This is a genomic window from Stenotrophomonas sp. NY11291 (assembly GCF_023277365.1).
Lineage (GTDB): Bacteria > Pseudomonadota > Gammaproteobacteria > Xanthomonadales > Xanthomonadaceae > Stenotrophomonas > Stenotrophomonas geniculata.
Window position 1 is genome coordinate 2,370,880 of the sequence record NZ_CP096975.1, and the last position, 21,013, is coordinate 2,391,892.

A 21,013-nucleotide genomic window follows, 5' to 3' on the forward strand; every position below is an offset into this window, starting at 1 on the left:
GCCCAAGGTTTAGCCGGCACAGCACGATAGCTGTGTCACATCCTTCGAAAAAGTCTGTGCCACCAGTTTGAGACCTTCAACCATGGTGAGGTAAGGGAAAAGCTGGTTAGCCAGATCCTGGACGGTCATGCGGGCCCGGATGGCAATCGCGGCAGTCTGGATGATTTCGCCTGCTTCCGGTGTCACAGCCTGGACTCCGAGAATGCGTCCGGACCCTGCCTCAGCAACAAGCTTGATAAAGCCGCGGGTATCGAAGTTGGCGAGTGCACGCGGCACATTGTCGAGCGTGAGCGTACGGCTTTCGGTTTGCAGACCAATGCGCTGGGCCTCTGCTTCACTGTAGCCTACCGTGGCAACTTGCGGATCGGTGAACACGACTGCCGGCATGGCGTCGAGATCGAGCTTTACGTCGCCGCCGGTCATATTAATGCCAGCCCGGGTACCAGCCGCGGCTGCAACGTAGACGTACTGAGGCTGGTCAGTGCAGTCGCCAGCTGCGTAAATGTTCGAAGCACTCGTGCGCATGCCTTGATCGATCAGGATGCGATGTTGCGAGTCAAACGTCACACCTGCGCGCTCGAGATTCAGGCTTGCGGTATTTGGCGTGCGGCCGGTGGCAACAAGCAATTGATCCACCTTTAACTCGCCCTGCGCGGTCGTCAGGATGAATTGGCGGTCGCAATAGGTCACGGCACTCGCCTGCGTCTGTGTCAGCACCGTGATGCCTTCCGCACGGAAAGCTGCAGTCACGGCCTCGCCAATGGCAGGGTCGTCACTGGCAAACAAGGTGCGCCGGGCCAGGACCGTCACCTCGCTGCCCAAGCGCGCAAACGCTTGTGCCAGTTCCAGTGCTACGACCGAGGCGCCAATTACTGCCAGCCGTTTAGGAATGGCTTCGCTAACCAGGGCTTCGGTGGACGTCCAATATGGCGTTCCTGCAAGACCAGGCAACGGCGGGATGGCAGCGCTTGCACCAGTGGCAATGAGACAGCGATCGAAGGCCACTTCGCGAGTGTCACCTTCTGCCGCTTCCACGATAAGCGTTTGGCCATCCTTGAATCGGGCGCTGCCTCGCACCAGATTGATCGACGGATTGCTTTCGAGGATGCTTTCATATTTAGCATGACGCAGCTCGTCCACACGGGCCTGCTGTTGCGCCAGCAGACGGTCACGCAGGACAACTGGGGGCGTTGCCGACAGTCCCACGTCAAAAGGACTTTCGCGTCGCAGATGAGCGATATGCGCTGCCCGAATCATGATCTTAGAAGGGACGCAGCCCACGTTGACGCAGGTGCCGCCGATAGTTCCCCGCTCGATCAGGGTGACACGGGCACCGTTTTCAGCTGCCTTCAGCGCTGCTGCCACAGCGGCGCCGCCAGTACCGATGATCGCCACATGCAGCTGACCTGCCGGTTTCTCCACCGCGCGCTCGCCGCTCAGCCACTGGGCGGCTTTGCCAAGGAGTCCTGGCTGTTCAACACTGCGCTCTTTGCTTTCAAATTCGTCTGTAGGCGTAGCACCGTAACCAAGGGCGCCCACTGCTGCTACGAGCGCGGACACGTCAAGCCTATTGCCTGTGACTTGCGCCTTGTTCGATGGATAATCGACAGCCGCTCGCGTTACGCCGGGGACCGCCAGCAGCGCGTCCTCAACGTGCCTTGTACAACTTGGGCAAGTCATTCCCGCCACGCTCAAACCAACTTCGTTTAACTCTTGCATTCCGCTCTCTCTTTTATCCGTTGTGCCCAAGCCAACTAGTACGACGCCTCGGTCACTGAATCGGTTGTGCGCTTCAGGGAACAGGCTCCGTGGGTCGTTTACAGGCTGCTCACGCGATGACGACCGGCAGAATCGCCTGAGCGGCATCTCTGCCGTGGTTCTAGCGATGCTGCCGTTATTTGTTGCCTTACTTCTTCAGCTCAGATGGGTAGCCTACATCCGTCGTCGCCTTGCTAAGCGCCTGGACGTTGGTCTTCGCATCGTCAAACGTTACGACGGCAAGCTTGGTTGAGAAGTCGACCTCGGTCTTGCTAACACCGTCGACCTTGCTCAAGGCCTTTTTAATGGTGATAGGACAAGTCGCGCAGGTCATGCCAGGAACGGCCAAGGTGACCGTCTGCGTGGCGGCCCACACCGGGGCAACAGCGGCGGCGAGGGCAAGGGAGGCAAACAGTTTCTTCATGATGAACTCCTGGTTAATAGAAAAATGGAACGACATAGGGAAATCCAAGCGCGACCAGGACCAGCACGGCCACGATCCAGAAAATCAGCTTGTAGGTGGCGCGCACCTGCGGAATCGCGCAGACCTCACCTGGCTTGCATGCCTGCACGGGCCGGTAAATCCGCTTCCAGGCGAAGAACAGCGCCACTAGCGCCGCGCCGATGAACAACGGTCGATAGGGTTCCAGCACCGTCAGGTTGCCGATCCAAGCACCGGAGAAGCCCAGGGCGACCAGTACTAGCGGCCCCAGGCAGCAGGTCGATGCAAGAATGGCGGCCAGCCCGCCGGCGAAGAGCGCACCGCGCCCGTTTTGTGGTTCAGACATACGTTGGCCCTTTTGAATTTGGATTGGATAGCGTAACCTTACTTCCGTACTCATGTACGGAGTCAAGCGATATGGAAAATAATTTGGAAAACCTGACCATTGGCGTTTTTGCCAAGGCGGCCGGGGTCAACGTGGAGACAATCCGCTTCTATCAGCGCAAGGGCCTGTTGCCGGAACCGGACAAGCCTTACGGCAGCATCCGCCGCTATGGGGAGGCGGACGTGGTTCGGGTGAAATTCGTGAAATCGGCACAGCGGCTGGGGTTCAGTCTGGACGAGATTGCCGAGCTGTTGCGGCTCGACGATGGCACCCACTGCGAGGAGGCCAGCAGCCTGGCCGAGCACAAGCTCCAAGACGTGCGCGAGAAGATGGCCGATTTGGCGCGCATGGAGGCTGTGCTGTCTGACCTGGTGTGCGCCTGCCATTCGCGGCAGGGGAATGTTTCGTGTCCGCTGATTGCGTCGTTGCAAGGTGGAACGAGCTTGGCAGGGGCTTCCACAGCTTAGCGTGCTTTATTTTCCGTTTTCTGAGACGACCACAGATCAGAAAAGACTGTGCAGCCGACTCTTGATATTCCGTGCAGTCACCTTCTGAAAATGACACAGGGCCGCGCCGCTTAGTCAGAATAGAGTCATCTTTCGCATTTTTTGACACATGCCTGCGAAGGTCATAGATTTCAGCCTGACAGAAACGGGGTTTGAGGCACAACGGAACAGAAGGAGCACTTAAGCCGCCTTCAACCAAGGAGACATCGTGCAGGGGCACCGCATCGGCTACGTCCGGGTCAGCAGCTTCGACCAGAACCCGGAACGCCAGCTGGAACAGACACAGGTGAGCAAGGTGTTCACCGACAAGGCATCGGGCAAGGACACCCAGCGCCCCCAGCTCGAAGCGCTGCTGAGCTTCGTCCGCGAAGGCGATACAGTGGTGGTGCACAGCATGGACCGGCTGGCCCGCAACCTCGATGACCTGCGTCGCTTGGTACAGAAGCTGACTCAACGCGGCGTGCGCATCGAGTTCCTGAAGGAGGGCCTGGTGTTCACTGGCGAGGACTCGCCGATGGCCAACCTGATGCTGTCGGTGATGGGGGCCTTCGCTGAGTTCGAGCGCGCCCTGATCCGCGAGCGGCAGCGTGAGGGCATCACCTTGGCCAAGCAGCGTGGCGCGTACCGGGGCCGCAAGAAAGCCCTGTCCGATGAGCAGGCTGCTACCCTGCGGCAGCGAGCGACGGCCGGCGAGCCCAAGGCGCAGCTTGCCCGCGAGTTCAACATCAGCCGGGAAACCCTCTACCAGTACCTCCGCACGGACGACTGACACATGCCGCGTCGCTTGATCCTCTCGGCCACGGAGCGGGGCACCCTGCTCGCGTTGCCAGAAAGCCAGGATGACCTGATCCGCTACTACACCTTCAACGACTCCGACCTGTCGCTGATCCGTCAGCGGCGCGGCGACGCCAACCGCCTCGGCTTCGCCGTGCAACTCTGCCTGCTGCGCTACCCCGGCTATGCGTTGGGCACTGACAGCGAGCTGCCCGAACCGGTCATCCTGTGGGTGGCCAAGCAAGTCCAGACCGATCCGGCGAGTTGGACGAAGTACGGCGAGCGCGATGTGACCCGTGGCGAGCACGCCCAGGAACTGCGCACCTACCTTCAACTGGCCCCGTTCGGCCTGTCCGACTTCCGCGCCCTGGTGCGCGAGCTGACCGAACTGGCCCAGCAGACCGACAAGGGCTTGCTGCTGGCCGGCCAGGCGCTGGAGAGCCTGCGGCAGAAGCGACGCATCCTGCCGGCGTTGAGCGTGATCGACCGGGCTTGCTCGGAGGCCATTGCACGGGCCAATCGGCGGGTCTACCGCGCCCTGGTTGAACCGCTCACGGACTCGCATCGGGCCAAGCTGGACGAGCTGTTGAAGCTCAAGGCCGGCAGCAGCATCACCTGGTTGACCTGGCTGCGCCAGGCACCGCTGAAACCCAACTCTCGGCACATGCTTGAGCACATCGAGCGGCTGAAGACATTTCAGCTGGTGGACTTGCCCGAAGTCCTGGGCCGGCACATCCACCAGAACCGCCTGCTCAAGCTGGCCCGCGAGGGTGGGCAGATGACGCCCAAAGACCTCGGCAAGTTCGAGCCGCAGCGGCGCTATGCGACCCTGGCCGCCGTGGTGCTGGAGAGCACTGCAACCGTGATTGATGAGCTGGTGGATCTGCACGACCGCATCCTAGTCAAGCTGTTCAGCGGCGCGAAGCACAAGCATCAGCAGCAGTTCCAGAAGCAGGGCAAGGCGATCAACGACAAGGTGCGCCTGTACTCCAAGATCGGCCAGGCGCTGCTGGAGGCCAAGGAAGCCGGCAGCGACCCCTATGCCGCCATCGAGGCGGTGATCCCCTGGGACGAGTTCACCGAGAGCGTCAGCGAAGCCGAGCTGCTGGCCCGGCCGGAGGGCTTCGACCACCTGCACCTGGTCGGCGAGAACTTCGCCACCCTGCGCCGCTACACGCCGGCTCTGCTGGAGGTATTGGAGCTGCGCGCCGCCCCGGCCGCGCAGGGCGTGCTGGCAGCCGTGCAGACGCTGCGCGAGATGAACGCCGACAACCTGCGCAAGGTGCCGGCCGATGCTCCCACCGCCTTCATCAAGCCGCGCTGGAAGCCACTGGTGATCACCCCGGAAGGCCTCGACCGGCGCTTCTACGAAATCTGCGCCCTGTCCGAGCTGAAGAACGCCCTGCGCTCCGGCGACATCTGGGTCAAGGGCTCGCGGCAGTTCCGCGACTTCGACGACTACCTGCTGCCGGCCGAGAAGTTCGCCGCGCTCAAGCGGGAACAGGCCCTGCCGCTGGCGATCAACCCGAACAGCGACCAGTATCTGGAAGAGCGCTTGCAGCTGCTGGACGAGCAGTTGGCCACTGTCGCCCGCCTGGCCAAGGACAACGAGCTGCCCGATGCCATCCTCACCGAGTCCGGGTTGAAGATCACCCCGCTGGATGCGGCGGTGCCGGATCGGGCGCAGGCGCTGATCGACCAGACCAGTCAGTTACTGCCGCGCATCAAGATCACCGAACTGCTGATGGACGTGGACGACTGGACGGGCTTCAGCCGCCACTTCACCCACCTGAAGGACGGGGCCGAGGCCAAAGACCGGACGTTGCTGCTGTCCGCGATCCTCGGTGATGCGATCAACCTCGGGCTGACCAAGATGGCCGAGTCGAGCCCCGGTCTGACCTACGCCAAGCTGTCCTGGCTGCAAGCCTGGCACATCCGCGACGAGACCTATTCGGCGGCCCTGGCCGAGCTGGTCAACCACCAGTACCAGCATGCCTTCGCCGCCCACTGGGGCGACGGCACCACCTCATCCTCCGATGGCCAGCGTTTCCGGGCTGGCGGCCGGGGCGAGAGCACCAGACACGTCAACCCGAAGTACGGCAGTGAGCCGGGACGGCTGTTCTACACCCATATCTCCGACCAGTACGCGCCGTTCAGCACCCGCGTGGTGAATGTCGGCGTGCGCGATTCCACCTATGTGCTCGACGGCCTGCTGTACCACGAGTCCGACCTGCGGATCGAGGAGCACTACACCGACACGGCCGGCTTCACCGATCACGTCTTCGCCCTGATGCACCTGCTGGGCTTCCGTTTCGCGCCGCGCATCCGCGACCTCGGCGAAACCAAGCTGTACGTGCCGCAGGGCGTGCAGACCTACCCGACGCTGCGGCCGCTGATCGGCGGCACCCTGAACATCAAGCACGTCCGCGCCCATTGGGACGACATCCTGCGCCTGGCCAGCTCGATCAAACAGGGCACCGTCACTGCCTCGCTGATGCTGCGCAAGCTCGGCAGCTATCCGCGCCAGAACGGCCTGGCCGTGGCCCTGCGCGAGCTGGGCCGGATCGAACGCACGCTGTTCATCCTAGACTGGCTGCAAAGTGTTGAGCTGCGCCGCCGCGTGCATGCCGGCCTGAACAAAGGTGAGGCGCGCAACTCGCTGGCCAGGGCGGTGTTCTTCAACCGCCTTGGGGAAATCAGGGATCGGAGCTTCGAGCAGCAGCGCTACCGGGCCAGCGGCCTCAACCTGGTGACGGCGGCTATCGTGCTGTGGAACACGGTGTACCTGGAGCGCGCCACCCAGGGGTTGGTCGAGGCCGGCAAGCCGGTGGACGGCGAGCTGCTGCAATTCCTGTCGCCGCTGGGCTGGGAGCACATCAACCTCACCGGCGATTACGTCTGGCGGCAGAGCCGCAGACTGGAAGACGGGAAGTTTCGGCCCCTACGGATGCCCGGAAAACCTTAGCGTACGATTTTTTCCGAATTCTGCGAGCCCCCCAGGAAGAATTGCGTAGACCCGCGCGCAGCAAGCACTACGTTGTGCTGAGGGATCAGCAGCAGCTTTGCCCCCGCGGAATACGCCCCTGTGAGAGCATCCTCTGCCAGGGTATCCGCTGCGACGACGAGGTGGTCACGAGTGAGGAGAACGTTGAGGATGCTCATTGCGGGATCGTCTAGACGTTTGCAGACTATCGCCTTCCCCTCCCCTCCTGTCCAGACTGCTATGGCCTCCGCGATCACACAAATTCTTGGTCGCCCCAATGCTTGCGAGAACGCACTTGAGATACGCCGCGGCTACCTCAAGGCGATGGAAGATGCGCTGCGGGTTTCGCTTCTGATCCACCAAGATCCAAGGCTTCTGTTCGACACGTGGGCCAGACTGCTCCCCTTGATCGCTCAAAGCCACGAGAGTGACGGCAGCCAGCCATTTGCGACCGGGATCGTCCGCTCGCGCGATCATGGATCCCGGCGGTTGGCTGGCTGAGCGTATGGTTGCAATATAGGAAGCAATCGCGCGCGGACCAGAACGCTGTTCATCGCAGACATTCTTAGGGTGCCATTGCAGAGATTTCAGCTTTTGAGGAATAAAATTTCAGTGCAAGACGGTCCATTGCAGAAAAATTTGACTTGCGACTGACGCAACGCAGAAATTGCTGATGCACGGATGATGCAATGCAGAGATTACCGGCTAACAGATGCTGCAGCCCAGCCGGCCAACTGAGGGCTTTGCCCGATGGACGAGCCGTTACTCTTGCCTGCAGATCACGATTCTAGGATGACTTGTGCCTCAATCGGCTGACCAGGATCGGGCGTCTGTGCTGGAGGGCTCCTTAGAGCTCTTGGGTGAAATTCGAGCCGCTTGGATGGAGATAGAGCATGGACGTGACCGAAGATCGACGGCGGTGGCGGCACTTTGCCAGATGTCCCTTGATCACGCCGTGGCAGTACAGTCCCTGATCGCTACTCTGCCCCAGTCAGCAATCTCGCTGGTCCGGCCCCAGTATGAGGCCCTCGTGCGTGCAACCTGGGCATGTTATGCAGCTACCGACACCGACATCGAGAAGCTTCTTGCGCCCCTGACTCTGGAGAGTCAGCAAGCGGCAAAGAGGCTCCCTGGCGTTCAGGACATGCTCGTAAAGCTTGAGTCCTCTGGGCCCCGAGGAGCATCACAGTTGTTGGGCAGAGCCAGACAATGCCTTTATGTCGGCTTGAACTCCTATCTCCATGCCGGGATTCACCCCTTGGCAAGGCAGTTAAATGGCTACCCGGGCGCGCTTCTGGCGGGGGTGGCCATGAACAGCAATGCGCTTGCCATGCTAACCCTTCTGAATCTGGCGCACCTGTGGCCAGGCGAACCAGTTCTGGCATGGATGAATGCACTGCATCATCAATTTGGGGGTGTTTTGCCAGAGTTGGAGCCATTGACCCCCCATCAGCCCTCGCCATAGAGCTGTCCCGGATCGCCTGCGCGTCTAGGGTGGGGTCTGTGGTGAGTGACTAGGCAGTTGGGCCTCGCCCCCCTCTGGGGGCACGGGGAGAACATCACGGGCGCATAAGCAGTTGCCCCGGATTTCTCGTTGGGGCAAGTCCTGGCAGTTGATCTGTGTCGGGGGCCTGTCGGGCGACTGTCATGTTTCCAAGTTCGGCACCCTCCTAATCTGGGCTCCCTACCCCTCCGGAGTTATCTTCTATGACCACCAAGACCCCGCCTCGCCTGCTTACCGCTGCTGAGGTTGGCGCCTGCATTCGCCAGTTCCGCCAGTTGCGTCATTGGTCGCAAGAACAATTGGCCGAGATCTCGGGCCTGAACGTGCGAACAGTTCAGCGGGTTGAGCAGGGTGACTCGGCCAGTTTCGACACCCGTCGCGCACTGGCGCGCGCCTTCGATTTCAATGACATCGATGCACTCAACAAGCCTTTCTCGCTGCCGACAGACGAGGAACTGCAGGCGGCGCAAGCGCAGTTTGAGCGCGACTACATCACCCTGGCGGTGTCCCCGCTTGCTGCTGGGCGCGAGCTGGCCAGCCTGATCGTTTCGTGCGACATGGATCTGTCCGAACCGGCTTTCGAGCTGTCGCGCGAGGCGGCGAGCGAGTTTGCTGCACTGGTCGACTACTACCGTGAGTATCGCGACTGCCAAGACCTGTATTCAGAAGTCGACAAGCTAGACATCTACGACGGGCTGCAGCAGCGCATTGAGGTCCTGCGGGAACTGGGAGTATCACTGTCGCACGGTCAGCGTAAGGTCGTCATTCGGATGGGCTCAGGTATGCCGATGGATGCCACGGTCCTGTACGTCGTGGCGTTTCGCCTCGGCCACGAGTGCAGTCAGATCGTAACTCCTAAGGCAGCACGCATCGGCTGAGTCAGCATTCATTAGATCGATAGTGGTGGCGATACATCTGACAGATGTCTATTGATCGCGCCGTCGCAGTACAGTCCCTGGAGGTTGCCCTGCCTTAGTCAGCGATAGCGCTGGTCCGGCCCCAGCACAAGACCCTGATTCGTGCGACAGCAAGGTTCTTAGCTTTCGAGGCAGCGAATTTTTGATGTGCCCTGAACCCTCGCGAAGATCCACTATGGAGACGCCGTCGATTTCTGGATCCAGACCTAAGAAGCCCTCGAGTTCTGGATCCACAGGCAACTCGTCCTTGAGTTCCTGACTGCGCACCTGAGTGGTCAAGCTCCGCCCGGGTGAAGGCTCTGCGCCCAGTACTCTAGGAACTCCTCTTGAGCAATCGTTTCGATTGCGCCTGGCCTGGCATGCCGCACCATGTGGATGGCATCCGATGCCCGCTTGGCCTCGCCAGACTGCAGCAAAAGCATGGCAGCGACCGTTCCCGCGCGTCCCAACCCCCCCTTGCAGTGGACCACGATCCTTTGACCGCTCAGCATGTCAGCGACGAGCTCAGCACTTAGCTGTAGCCAATCTTTGAGGAGTCTGTCGTCTGGTGCGGCTCCATCAGTGATTGGCAGTCCATGCCAAGAGATGCCCTTCCCCGCCACTATCGCCGGTAAGCTCTCGATTCGAAGGTCCTTGAGCTCCCAAGGCTCAAGCAAGGTGACTAGGTGAGTGGCACCCCAGTCCTGAATAGCCGAGACGTCCACATCTAGGTCTCTCGCCCATGCTCCAGTCATGGCGACTTCCTGGTACTTGCCTGGCGCAAATGTCACCCCTATGCCGCCTCCATGGGCTCCAACAGGCAACTCTGCAATCAGTAACGGGTGGCTAGCGCTGGTGCGCATCATTTCGGCTCTCCCAACATGCGGTAACGTTCTGCGTCGTGCGCCGGGGCGCTCCCCGCTCATTCGCTGCACGGCTAGGATATCGGATGTTCAGATATCGTTGAACTGGAGAGAACACCTAAGGGTCAATATCGGAAAGTCAGATAGACAGTCTGTGGGCAGGTTGATATCCTGACAACTGGTATCGCGATTTGAGGGCTGTGTGGCCTATGTCGTTAGCCAACCGACCCTCATCGCGCCCTGGCCAGAACTGGACAATTTCGTTCGTTCAATAGGTCCCTTTCTTGCGTGCGCGTGGTGCGCGCTAGAGCGCTCAAGAACGGCTAGTTCGCCGGTAGCTGCTGAGGGGTTGGCCTCGCAGGCACTTGACACGCTTGCGACGCTGCGCGTCCTCCATCGCGAACCAGTCGAATGTTCTCGGCTTGCCGCAAGATCTCTGTATGAGCCCCTGGCTTGGTCCTACAAATCTCCGTGGTCTCGCAGTGACTTGAACCTTGAGTCGGCATTGACCCGGTCGCTCACCCAGTGGGCGGCTGAGTGCACGCCCAGTGCGAGGCGGAATCTCGGAATTTCACTGGCATCCACCGAAGCTCGAGCGTACTTGGCAAACCTTCTGCGGAAGCATCGGTTGGACCCGAAGCTAGGCGACGGGCTTCAGTCGATTGGATCGCCTGAATGGAATGCGCTCAGCTTGGGGCGTAAGCGCTACGTGCTGTGGGCGAGCATGCGAAATTCTGCCTCGGAGTTCATACAAAGCGGTTTGGATGAGCATGCCGCGAGGCGAGCACTTGATCGCGAGATAAAACGCAGATGCATCTGGTTAGCTGGACGCGAGCAAGCTGGAACCCTCGCCCGGAAGGATTTTTGCTTCTTGCCTGGTCAGGGTTGGCGTCAGCCGTTGATCCTGGACGTTGCAATGGAGACTTTCCTGCCGCTGGGCATGGCGTACTGGCTGGAACCTAGCGGCAGTTGGCAGCTTTAGCTTCTAGTCTGAGTAGACCGACCAGCTGCCACGGGTCCATGAGATGGTTTGAGGGGGCTCAGGACTCTATCGCGGTAAACGCCCCCCCAGGTCTATATCGACGGTTCTCCAACGAAGCGCTGGACCTTGGTTGACCGGCGAGCCTGTGGCCCATTGGACGCTGGCCAAGAGATGGCCCTCTAGTACTCGTTCAGTCGCTTACGGATTGCCTCGATGGCATCGTCCAGTCCCGCGTCGTCCTCGGGGTAAGGAGAACAAAACAGTTGAACCGGGACCCAGCAATGTTCCTGTCCCGGTTGTACATAGGGGGCGTAATCATCTAGTAGCCATGCAGAGCCGATGGGCTGGGAAACGTTGGCAAGATCCTTCGTCGGCCCAGTCCAGTCTATGTATGGCAAGCGGGCAAACCAACCCGGGGCCGCTCCTTCGCAAGCCAATAGGTCGGCAATCTCGCGAAATCTAGGCTCCGGAACTGTGGTGAAGATGACTAGACCCTCAAAGAGCGACTTTGCCGACTCCAGAAATTCGTAGAGGCCCGGGCGCGGGATCTGGCTTACAGCGTTGGAAATCAGCGTTCCTTCTAAGTCCAAGGCGAGGATGGACGGGCGCATTGTGTAATGGTCCTCTTTGGCGGGGGTGAACGTCGGTACCGCTACCAAGCCCCGCCGGAGGGTGATCCGCCGGCGGGGCTTGGTAGCATCAGACATCTTCGAACTCGCTCGCTTGCTTGAGTTGGTTCTCAAGGAAATCAATGCGCTTCTGAAGATCGGCACTTAGATAGGCTTTGTCCGTAAAGTCCATTGCTGTCTCAGGGATCATCTCCAGCTCGACGCGTGTGGATGTAGCTTGACGAATTGCCAAGGTGGTCCAGGCCTTATCGCCCTTGACGAATCCGACAGTGAATCGAGCCGTAACATGGTGTTCGGGCTTGAGGCCTTCGATGGAACGGAAATCGCTGCGCACCTTCGACGTGGCTACAGGCTGTACATCGCCATTGATGTACAGCGCCGCATTCCAGCTCGCTTCGCTCAATGGCAGTGTTGAGCGGTTGATGATGCGGGCGGTGATGACTGGCTTGGGCCCAAAGAAGCTGTTTTCCATCCGGAACTCTGGATCAACCGCACTGACCCTCTTTAGCTCGGCGATAGTAGGAAGTTGATCGTTGGCCTCCTGTCGTAGCGCTTCTATCTCCTTGGGATTGCTATCCCTGATGTGCTTAACCTGCCCTCTCACCACCTGCCTTACGGAAGCGTTTGGGTAGGTCTGGTTCAGTTTTTCAAGAAGGTCGGCAGGGATTCGTGAGAAAAACAGCCGAATCGTCTCTAACACCATGATTCAACGAGGAAACACCCCTCGACGTCAGGCAGTTCGTGGATTACAGACCTAGGCTTGATTGAACCAGAAGCCGCGTGACACAGGCATTCCTGGAGTACTGCTCAGGCACGCGTGCCCTTCTTGAATATTGGATTCAAGAGTTTCCACGCTCCTGACCCAACGGAAACCTTCAAGAAGGCTCTGACCGTCGCCTGATCCATTGCAGTAGTTCCTCGTGCGGGATCGTACGTCCAGCGTCGACGTCGGCCATACCCTCGCGGGTCCGCCGTTCCTTCTCTTCCTCGGTCAATCCCGGAAGGAGTGCTAGTAGCTTATCTTCAGGGCTCATAGGCCGATGAGCTGTGCTCAAGTTGGCTTGATTCTCGTGAAAAAATATGGGCAGGATCTGGGGATCATCCAAGCCCGCCGGCAAAGGCAGCGATACGTCGTGGACCGCCAAGTCGATGATGACGTCCAAATCTGAGCATAAGGGCTGTATGGCGGTGGTCACCAGACGAGCCGCCCGCTCGGCGAAAGCCAGGTCCACCACCAGCCAGATCAACAGACCGGGAGGCTGTTCGACGCCCCCTGACGAGTGAGTTTCCAGGAGATAGGCCGACGAGACGAAGTCGGCGTGCTCAAGGCTGCCGCTGATGGCCGGAGCGAGCCAAGCCGGCGCGGCCTGGGCAGGTCTCACCGCGAACTCCGCCGGCGCCAGACGTTCCACCCTGGCCAGAAAGCCCGTATCCAACAATGTCGCAACCTCTTCCGGGTACAGGACAACGCCGCCGTAGTTGGGATTGAGCATCAACGTCGCGCCGCGAGTACCGGTTAGCAGCTCACGGCCTGAAACTCCCAGAATTCTGACAGCAGACGAGCTGGCCGCCTGCGCCTTGTCGAGCGAGGTAAAGAAAGGGATCGCATCGAAACCGTCAGGATGGCGGAACTGGACCAGCCGCAGTGTCTGCGCGTCGTCCGAGATGGGCGCATGCACGTACACGATCGCATCCATCAGTCGCTTGAAGAATGCGCGTTCCTCGGCCGCACTGTCGCGGGCCCGTTCAAAGGAAGCCTCCAGCGCTGTCTCCGCAGACGTAGTCCCTCTTCCACGCGGCCTGCTCGGTTGCTTCATGGTCAGATGCGATGAGGGCCGAGCGGGTACCCGGAGAACCAATCCGCCTCGATCTCGCTGCTCAGGTAGGGTCGTACGAAGGCCGACTGGGTCAGCGCTCGCAGCCGCTCTTCGTGCTCAGCAATCGCCTCGATGTCGCTGACGGTTGGATAGTGCCGCAGCAGTCGATATGCCTCTTGCCGCACCTCTTTAGGCACGGCTTGGCTGGCCGCTAGCTGCCTGAGGAACGCGCCCGCCTGCAGCACATTGCGGGTGCGCTCAGATGGCATCGTCATGACATCAAGAATGACTAGCACTAAGGAATGCTTAGCTTATCGCGTTTGTGGCCGGCCAGGGCACGGTGCAACTACAGACCTTGCGATTCCTGTATTAATGTAATATAATCAATAACTTAATTCGCATAAGTGAGCGTTATGTCCATGGAGTGAGGGCCAATAGGAACGAGCAGGTAGCCTGAGCCTTCCCATGATGGGAAGGTCAACAACGCGGGACGGATTACCACTCAACTTGCCTGTCGTTTGACCTTCCCACCGTGGGAAGGCTCATCGTCACGCCGTCGGCAAACCGCCGATGCTTTTGGAGGGTTGTCCATGAATCTCGTTGTTGAAGGTATGACCTGTGGTCACTGTGTCCGAACGGTCACCCAAGCCATTCAGGCCCTTGACCCCCACGCCCAGGTGGACGTCGATCTGGGCAGTGGCGTGGTCAAGATCGAGGGCCTGCTTGCCGTAGAACAGGCGGTTGAGGCTATCCAGCGGCAAGGCTATGTGATCGCTGCGGTGCTCCCTTCTGAGGCTGGTACGCCGGCCGCCCCGGCCGTCGCATCCTCCTGCTGCGGCGGATGCCACCGCTGAGTCCGCGCGAGGGCTTGATCCTGATCAATGACAGTCGGCCCCAAGAGGGCTAGACTGGCCATCATGAGAGCTCGCACGTCCCCTGCCCTGATCTGCCCAGCGTCCGCAGGCGCTGCTTCGGGCGTGCGGGAGCTGTCATGGTGAGGCTGCTGAGGCGATGGCGGCGACCCCGTTCTCGTGCCCGACTGGCATGGCTGGGACTGTGGGCGCTGCTGCTGCAGCAACTCGCGCTGGTGGCTTACGCCTGTCCGCTGGAATCGGTGGAAGCTGGACAAGCGACCCTGATGGTCGGTTGCGAAGAGATGTCCACGCCGGATCCCGATGCTCCGGCGTTGTGCGACCAGCATTGCCAGCGCGATCACATCGCCACGGCCGATGCGAAGGCCCCTCAAGTGCCTTACCAGCCCGCGCTGGCCGCCTTCGCGCTGGTGCAGGCTCTGTTGCCACCGGTACACGCGCAGTTGTATCGGGATGTTCCGGTGTGCGTGTCCGATCCGCCTCCCCTGCAGCGCTTCTGTAGCCTGCTGATTTAAGCCCCCTCCTGGATTGACCCGTGCTCGTGCTGCATGCGTTGCAGCGCGCTCGTTGTCGTTTCCCGGAGGTCTTATGGAGATGTCTTTCTTCTTGCGTGCAAGGCGCAAGATGGCGTGTGGGTTCGTGTTTGCCCTGGCGCTCAGTGGTCCTGTGCTGGCGGCATCGCCCGCTATCCCGATCAGCTACACAGAAGCCCTACAACGGGCGCTTGCTAACGCCCCAACCCTGCAGGTGCGCCGATCGCAGATCGATGCCAGTACCGAAGAAGCCGCGCGTGCTGGCGCGCTTCCCGACCCACGTTTGATCGTGGGGCTGGCGAACTGGCCCGTCAGCGGACCCGATGCCTTCAGCTTGCGGGCCGATGAGATGACCACCCAGCAAATCGGTCTGATGCAGGAGTTTCCTGCGCGTGCGAAACGACGTGCCGAGCACGCGTTGGCGCAAGCGACGCTGGCGCAAGCGCGCTCACTGTCGATGGCCGAACAGCAGATGGTGGCCCAAGCGGCCGCGCTGGCCTGGATCGAGCTGTGGAGTACGCAGCAAGCCGTAGATGCGTTGGAAGGTCTGCGCGAGCCGGCCCGTATAGCCGAGCGTGCGGCGCGTGCTCGCTTGGCAGGCGGCACGGCCGGGGCCAGTGATGTGCTTGCCGCCCAGGCCGCCCTACTGCAGTTGGACAATCGCCTGGAGCAGGTACATGCGGAGCACGCCGCCGCGCAGGCCGGCCTGGCGCGGTGGTTGGGTATTGCACCAGAGGCGATCTTGGCCAGTGGTGCGGCACCGGATTTTTCGCAGTTGCCATTGGAGCCCACCCAACTGCTGGCCAAACTGGACCAACACACGCCACTACTGGGCTGGGAGGCACGCGAGAGCTTAGCCCAGGCCCAGGTGGATGCGGCCGTGGCCGAAACCCGCCCGGATTGGAGTGTGGAGCTCACCTACGGACGTCGCGAGCGCGCACCCGACGGCATGGCGCGCAGCGACATGCTCATGGTGGAAGTGGGTGTGGGCCTGCCGCTGTTCCAGAAGAACCGCCAAGCACGAGGCATCGCGGCACGGCGGGCCGAGCTGGAGGCGGTGTCCGCAGAGCGCGATGAGGCCCGGCGCATCCAAGCCGAGTCGGTGCAACGCGCGATAGCGCGATGGCGCGGGTTAACCGGCCAGTTGGAGCGCCAGAACACGCAGAGCCTGCCTTTGGCGCGCGATCGTGCACGCACGGCGTTGGCCGCCTACGGCGCCGGTGCCGACCTGCAGCCGTGGCTGGAAGCGCGGCGCGATGAGATCGAATTGCACCTGGAGAACGCCCGTCTGCTGGGCGAACAGGGCCGTGCCTGGGCGGCACTGGCCTATCTGCTACCCCATGAGGAGAACACGCCATGAGCCCGACCAAGACGCGTCTCACACAGCTCGCCGTGGCCCTCGGGTTGCTGGCGCTCGGCTTTGCCGGCGGCTACGCCTGGATGACTCGAACCTCTGATACCACCCCGCCCCCCGGCACGAGCGTCGCAGATCAAGCACGCAAGGTGCTGTACTGGTACGACCCCATGGCGCCGGAGCAGCGATTCGACAAGCCGGGCAAATCTCCGTTCATGGATATGGAGTTGCTGCCCAAATACGCAGATGAGGCCATAGGGGGCGGAACGCAGATCGATCCGCGCCTGCAGCAGAACGTGGGCATACGCACTCAGGAAGTGACGGTAGAGTTACTAGGGACTGCCGTACGCGTGCCGGGCACACTGACGTGGGATCTGACCCAGGAAAGCGTGATCAGTGCGCGCATGGAAGGCTTGATCACCCACGTGCAGGTAAAGGCGCCGTTTACCGAGGTTCGTCGTGGTCAAACGCTGGCCACCGTGCAGGCCCCGGCATGGAACGCGGCCATCGCCGAAGCACATGCCCTGAGCCAAGCTCAGTCCGCGGGCGCGCGTGAGCTGCAGGGTGCGGCGCAACAACGGTTGCGTTCGTTGGGTGTTCCTTCTGGCGCCTCGGCCAGAAGTGGCGTCGTGCTTAGCGCAGACCACAGTGGTGTCGTGACCGAGATCCTGGCACGCGAGGGACAGACGGTGATGCCCGGTACGCCACTGTTCAAGATCAATGGGCTGGACACGTTGTGGCTGGAGGCCTCGGTACCCCAGGCAGCGCTGGGCACCTTGCGGCCGGGGACCTCAGTGCAGGCCACGGTCAGTGCCTGGCCGGCAGAGCGCTTTGCCGGACAGATCCAGGCGTTGCTTCCCCAGGTCGACATGGCTAGTCGCACGCAGCGGGCGCGAATTGTGCTGCGCAACCCGCAGCGTCGGCTGGTGCCGGGCATGTTCGCCGAGGTTCTGGTGCAGCCCGACGCCGAGCAGGCCCTGCCAGTCGTTCCCACGGAGGCGCTGATCGCCACCGGGCGGGACAGCCGGGTCATCGTGCAGGATCCGGACGGGAGCTTCCGGCCAGTGCGGGTGAGTGTGGGACGTAGCGTGCAAGGGCGCACGCAGATCGTGGCAGGCTTGGCCGGTGGTGAACGCGTGGTCGTCTCGGGTCAGTTCTTGCTCGACTCCGAAGCCAGTCTCTCCGGTGCGTTGGAGCGCCTGGGTGCTGCACAACCGACACGCCCTGCCAGCGCATCAGGTGTGCACGAGCGCCATGACGCCGGGCACGAACCACGCACTGTCGTGCCGTCACCGTCCAGACAGCCGGCGCCTGTCGCGCCAGACACCTCCACCTCTACGCCGCCGCGCTGCCCGGTGCAGTACTGGTATGACCCGATGGTGCCGGAGAAGCATTTCGACAAGCCGGGCAAGTCACCGTTCATGGATATGCAGTTGGTACCCAAGTTCGGCCCCGCCGCAGCCGCTGATTGCCAGGCAAGCGAGGTCATGTCCGAAGCGATGGAGGGCACACCATGATCGCGCGCCTGATCCATGCTTGCATCGCCAATCGCGTGCTGGTGCTGGTTGCCGCCGCGCTGCTGGCGGTGGTCGGTATCTGGTCGGTAAAGAACACGCCGCTGGATGCGCTGCCGGACCTGTCCGATACCCAGGTCATCATCCGCACGCAATGGGCGGGGCAAACCCCGCGCATCATCGAAGACCAGGTCACCTACCCGTTGGCCACCACGATGTTGTCCGTGCCGGGCGTGAAGGCGGTACGCGGCTTCTCCTTCTTCGGTGATTCATTCGTCTACATCCTGTTTGACGATGCCACTGATCTTTACTGGGCGCGCTCTCGAGTGCTCGAGTACTTGAGCCAGGTACGCGATCGACTTCCGCCGAATGTGAATCCGGCGCTGGGTCCTGATGCGACAGGACTGGGCTGGATCTACCAGTACGCCTTGGTGGATCGGACAGGTCAACGTGATGTGGGGCAGCTGCGTGCGTTGCAGGACTGGTTTCTTCGTTATGAGCTAAAAACCGTGCCGGACGTGGCTGAAGTAGCCAGTGTGGGCGGTGCGGTGCGCGCCTGGCAGATCCAGCCCGATCCGCAGGCGTTGGCGGCCCGTGGACTGACGGTGGCCGAGCTCATCGAGGCGGTGGATGCGGCCAACGGCGCTACCGGGGGCTCGGTGATCGAACAAGGCGAAGCCGAACTGATGGTGCGCAGCGAAGGCTACCTGCGCACACAGGAGGCGTTCGAACAGGTGCCGGTAACCGGCAACGACGGCATCCCCGTCCTGCTCGGCGAGGTGGCCACGATCAGTCGCGGGCCGGTCTTCCGTCGTGGTATCGCAGAGTTGGATGGTCAAGGTGAGGTGGCCGGCGGCGTGATCGTCCTGCGGACCGGCAAGGATGCCTTGGGGGCCATTCGGAACGTCAAAGCGCGACTGCAGGCGTTGCAATCCAGCTTGCCCGAGGGCGTGGAAGTGGTGCCGGTGTACGACCGCTCCGAGCTGATCCAGGATGCGGTACGCAACCTCACCCACAAGCTTGGCGAAGAGTTTCTGGTCGTAGCGCTGGTATGCCTGCTGTTCCTGTGGCACCTACGCTCGGCGTTGGTGGCCGTCATCACCCTGCCTTTGGGTATCCTGGCGGCCTTCATCGTGATGCACGCCCAGGGGATCTCCGCCAACTTGCTGTCATTAGGCGGCATCGCCATCGCCATTGGTGCGATGGTCGATGCAGCGGTGGTGATGATCGAAAATGCACACAAGCATCTGGAGCACTGGCGGGAGGCGCACGGCCGGGAACCTCAGGGTGAGGAGCGCTGGCAGCTGATGGCCCGCTCGGCGGCCGAGGTCGGACCGGCCCTGTTCGCCAGCTTGCTGGTCATCACCCTGTCTTTCGTGCCGGTTTTTGCCCTGCAGGCGCAGGAAGGGCGATTGTTCTCGCCTCTGGCCTACACCAAGACCTACGCGATGGCCGCCGCAGCAGGGTTGTCGGTGACCTTGATCCCCGTCTTGATGGGCTACCTGATCCGCGGCCGCATCCGCCCGGAACAGCAGAACCCCATCAATCGCATCCAGATCGCTGGCTATCGGCCCATCCTGCTGTGGGTCCTCAAACATCCCGGTGTCACCTTGCTGCTCAGCGGCCTGCTGCTAGTGCTCACCTTGATCCCCTTTAGCCGGTTGGGCAGTGAGTTCATGCCGCCCTTGGAAGAAGGCAGCCTGTTGTACATGCCCACGGCCCTGCCCGGCCTGTCCGCCGACAAGGCCCGTCAGTTGCTCCAGCTCTCGGGCCGGATGATCAAGACCGTACCGGAGGTTGAGCACGTGTTCGGCAAGGCGGGCCGTGCCGAAAGTGCGACCGATCCGGCACCGATCGAAATGTTTGAGACCACCGTGACCTTCAAGCCGCGGGATCAATGGCGCCCGGGCATGACCCCCCAGAAGCTACGCCAGGAGTTGGACGCAGCGGTCAAGATTCCCGGTCTGACCAACCTATGGGTCCCGCCCATTCGCAATCGCATCGATATGTTGGCCACCGGCATCAAGAGCCCGATTGGGATCAAGGTCTCCGGACCCGATGTGGAGCAGATCGAGCGCCTGAGCCAGCAGATCGAGCAGGTGGCCAAGACTGTGCCCGGCGTGAGTTCGGCACTGGCCGAACGCGTCACGGGTGGGCGCTATGTCGATGTACAGGTGCGCCCGGAAATCGCTGCACGTTACGGATTCACTCAAGGCCAACTCCAGCAACTGATTGCCACGGTCGTTGGCGGTGATCCAATCGGGGAAACGATCGAGGGGCGCGAACGCTATCCCATCGTCTTGCGCTACCCCCGTGGCCAGCGTGACTCGTTGCAGGCCTTGCAGGATCTGCCGCTGATCGCGCCAGGCGGTGTGCAACTGACCTTGAGCCAGGTGGCGGAGCTGTCAATCAGCCCAGGCCCGCCGATGCTCAAGAGCGATAACGGCCGGTTGGTGGGCTACATCTACGTGGATGTGGCCGATCGCGACTTGGGATCGGTGGTCCAGGACCTGCAAGCCGCGGTGCAGACCCAGGTGAGTTTGCCTGCCGGCTATGGTCTGGCGTGGTCGGGGCAGTACGAGTATCTGCAACGGGCTTTGGCACGCCTGCAATGGGTGGTGCCCGCGGCGTTGGCGATCATCTTCCTGGTCATCTGGATGGTGTTTCGCCGGCTTAGCGATGTATCCATCATCCTGCTCAGCTTGCCCTTGGCGTTGGTGGGCGGTTTCTGGTTGATCTGGGGGCTGGGCCATGCGATTTCGGTGGCCAGCATGATCGGATTCATCGCCCTGGGCGGCGTTGCGGCTGAGTTCGGCGTCATCATGCTGCTGTACCTGCGTCATGCCTGGGAGCAGCGCTTGGCCAGCGGTGCGCCGGAAGATGTGTCTACCCTGCAAGAGGCTATCTACGAAGGCGCCGTGCAACGGGTGCGCCCGAAGGCGATGACGGTAGCCGTCATCCTGGCCGGGTTGTTTCCGCTTTTCGTCGGTGCCGGTGCCGGCTCGGAGGTCATGCAACGTATCGCCGCGCCGATGCTGGGTGGCATGCTCACCGCACCGGTGCTCTCTATGGTGGTGATTCCCGCAGCGTTCTATCTAGTGCGGCGACGTGGATTGCGCGCGGCGCGGGGCGACCAATGAGAGACAGACTGAGCACTTGAGGTAAGTCCCCACAAAAAGACGCCAGTCATGGAAGAAGTCA

The 21,013-nt window shown here is 61.5% G+C and carries 19 protein-coding genes; 10 read left to right on the plus strand and 9 right to left on the minus strand.

Features of this window, described 5'->3' with window-relative positions:
- Positions 1-9: 9 nt before the first annotated feature.
- The 3 genes from merA to M1L61_RS11150 all read right to left on the minus strand — a co-directional run bounded on the left by merA (position 10) and on the right by M1L61_RS11150 (position 2,546).
- Positions 10-1,719 carry a mercury(II) reductase gene (gene merA, locus M1L61_RS11140; protein WP_011405608.1) on the minus strand — a complete coding sequence of 570 codons (1,710 nt, stop codon included), beginning with the start codon at positions 1,717-1,719 and terminating at the stop codon, positions 10-12.
- 187 nt (positions 1,720-1,906) lie between these two features.
- Positions 1,907-2,182, minus strand: a complete 276-nt coding sequence (gene merP / locus M1L61_RS11145; protein WP_011405607.1) for a mercury resistance system periplasmic binding protein MerP — start codon at positions 2,180-2,182, stop codon at positions 1,907-1,909.
- 13 nt (positions 2,183-2,195) lie between these two features.
- Positions 2,196-2,546, minus strand: coding sequence for a mercuric transport protein MerT (locus tag M1L61_RS11150; protein ID WP_001294663.1), 351 nt, complete (start codon positions 2,544-2,546; stop codon positions 2,196-2,198).
- A 71-nt stretch (positions 2,547-2,617) separates the two neighbouring features.
- Between M1L61_RS11150 and M1L61_RS11155 the strand changes: the two genes are divergently transcribed.
- The 3 genes from M1L61_RS11155 (at position 2,618) to M1L61_RS11165 (ending at position 6,830) form a co-directional block, all read left to right on the plus strand.
- On the plus strand, positions 2,618-3,052 hold the full coding sequence (locus tag M1L61_RS11155) for a mercury resistance transcriptional regulator MerR (RefSeq protein ID WP_032490487.1): 435 nt from the start codon (positions 2,618-2,620) through the stop codon (positions 3,050-3,052).
- A 247-nt stretch (positions 3,053-3,299) separates the two neighbouring features.
- Positions 3,300-3,860, plus strand: coding sequence for a recombinase family protein (locus M1L61_RS11160; RefSeq protein ID WP_010921730.1), 561 nt, complete (start codon positions 3,300-3,302; stop codon positions 3,858-3,860).
- A gap of 3 nt (positions 3,861-3,863) precedes the next feature.
- Entirely contained in the window at positions 3,864-6,830 is a 2,967-nt protein-coding gene (locus M1L61_RS11165) for a Tn3-like element TnAs1 family transposase (RefSeq protein WP_248854738.1), read from the plus strand.
- Here M1L61_RS11165 and M1L61_RS11170 read toward each other — a convergent pair.
- Positions 6,827-7,027: a hypothetical protein gene (locus M1L61_RS11170; protein WP_032966765.1), complete on the minus strand. Its 201-nt coding sequence runs from the start codon at positions 7,025-7,027 to the stop codon at positions 6,827-6,829. The genes M1L61_RS11165 and M1L61_RS11170 overlap by 4 nt on opposite strands.
- 61 nt (positions 7,028-7,088) lie before the next feature.
- Here M1L61_RS11170 and M1L61_RS11175 point away from each other — a divergent pair, with 61 nt between their 5' ends.
- The gene (locus tag M1L61_RS11175) at positions 7,089-7,349 is read left to right on the plus strand and encodes a hypothetical protein (RefSeq protein ID WP_049401600.1); all 261 of its coding nucleotides are present in this window, start codon (positions 7,089-7,091) and stop codon (positions 7,347-7,349) included.
- A 1,206-nt stretch (positions 7,350-8,555) separates the two neighbouring features.
- Complete coding sequence (locus M1L61_RS11180) at positions 8,556-9,230, plus strand: helix-turn-helix transcriptional regulator (RefSeq protein WP_005413401.1); 675 nt, start codon at positions 8,556-8,558, stop codon at positions 9,228-9,230.
- A gap of 314 nt (positions 9,231-9,544) precedes the next feature.
- Here M1L61_RS11180 and M1L61_RS11185 read toward each other — a convergent pair whose 3' ends face one another.
- The 5 genes from M1L61_RS11185 to M1L61_RS11205 all read right to left on the minus strand — a co-directional run bounded on the left by M1L61_RS11185 (position 9,545) and on the right by M1L61_RS11205 (position 13,835).
- The gene (locus M1L61_RS11185) at positions 9,545-10,174 is read right to left on the minus strand and encodes a cyclin-dependent kinase inhibitor 3 family protein (RefSeq protein ID WP_306341171.1); all 630 of its coding nucleotides are present in this window, start codon (positions 10,172-10,174) and stop codon (positions 9,545-9,547) included.
- A gap of 1,098 nt (positions 10,175-11,272) precedes the next feature.
- Positions 11,273-11,800, minus strand: a complete 528-nt coding sequence (locus tag M1L61_RS11190) for an NIF family HAD-type phosphatase (protein WP_021201831.1) — start codon at positions 11,798-11,800, stop codon at positions 11,273-11,275.
- Positions 11,793-12,422 (minus strand): hypothetical protein, encoded by a 630-nt coding sequence (locus tag M1L61_RS11195; RefSeq protein ID WP_136191796.1) that lies wholly within the window; start codon positions 12,420-12,422, stop codon positions 11,793-11,795. Before M1L61_RS11195 ends, M1L61_RS11190 begins: the two co-directional genes overlap by 8 nt.
- A 175-nt stretch (positions 12,423-12,597) precedes the next feature.
- The gene (locus M1L61_RS11200; RefSeq protein WP_049401588.1) at positions 12,598-13,539 is read right to left on the minus strand and encodes an SseB family protein; all 942 of its coding nucleotides are present in this window, start codon (positions 13,537-13,539) and stop codon (positions 12,598-12,600) included.
- Positions 13,540-13,541: 2 nt separating this feature from the next.
- Positions 13,542-13,835 carry a BPSL0761 family protein gene (locus M1L61_RS11205; protein ID WP_223224794.1) on the minus strand — a complete coding sequence of 98 codons (294 nt, stop codon included), beginning with the start codon at positions 13,833-13,835 and terminating at the stop codon, positions 13,542-13,544.
- Between the two features lie 294 nt (positions 13,836-14,129).
- On the opposite strand from M1L61_RS11205, the gene M1L61_RS11210 reads away from it, so the two are divergent.
- From M1L61_RS11210 to M1L61_RS11235, 5 genes are all read left to right on the plus strand, one after another.
- Entirely contained in the window at positions 14,130-14,393 is a 264-nt protein-coding gene (locus M1L61_RS11210; protein WP_021201833.1) for a cation transporter, read from the plus strand.
- A gap of 137 nt (positions 14,394-14,530) precedes the next feature.
- Positions 14,531-14,926, plus strand: coding sequence for a hypothetical protein (locus M1L61_RS11215; protein WP_005413404.1), 396 nt, complete (start codon positions 14,531-14,533; stop codon positions 14,924-14,926).
- Positions 14,927-14,999: 73 nt separating this feature from the next.
- Positions 15,000-16,304 carry a TolC family protein gene (locus M1L61_RS11220; protein WP_170935783.1) on the plus strand — a complete coding sequence of 435 codons (1,305 nt, stop codon included), beginning with the start codon at positions 15,000-15,002 and terminating at the stop codon, positions 16,302-16,304.
- Entirely contained in the window at positions 16,301-17,815 is a 1,515-nt protein-coding gene (locus M1L61_RS11225; RefSeq protein ID WP_005413406.1) for an efflux RND transporter periplasmic adaptor subunit, read from the plus strand. The genes M1L61_RS11220 and M1L61_RS11225 overlap by 4 nt, the downstream gene beginning before the upstream one ends.
- The gene (locus M1L61_RS11235) at positions 17,812-20,952 is read left to right on the plus strand and encodes a CusA/CzcA family heavy metal efflux RND transporter (RefSeq protein WP_248854739.1); all 3,141 of its coding nucleotides are present in this window, start codon (positions 17,812-17,814) and stop codon (positions 20,950-20,952) included. The genes M1L61_RS11225 and M1L61_RS11235 overlap by 4 nt, the downstream gene beginning before the upstream one ends.
- Positions 20,953-21,013: the final 61 nt, after the last annotated feature.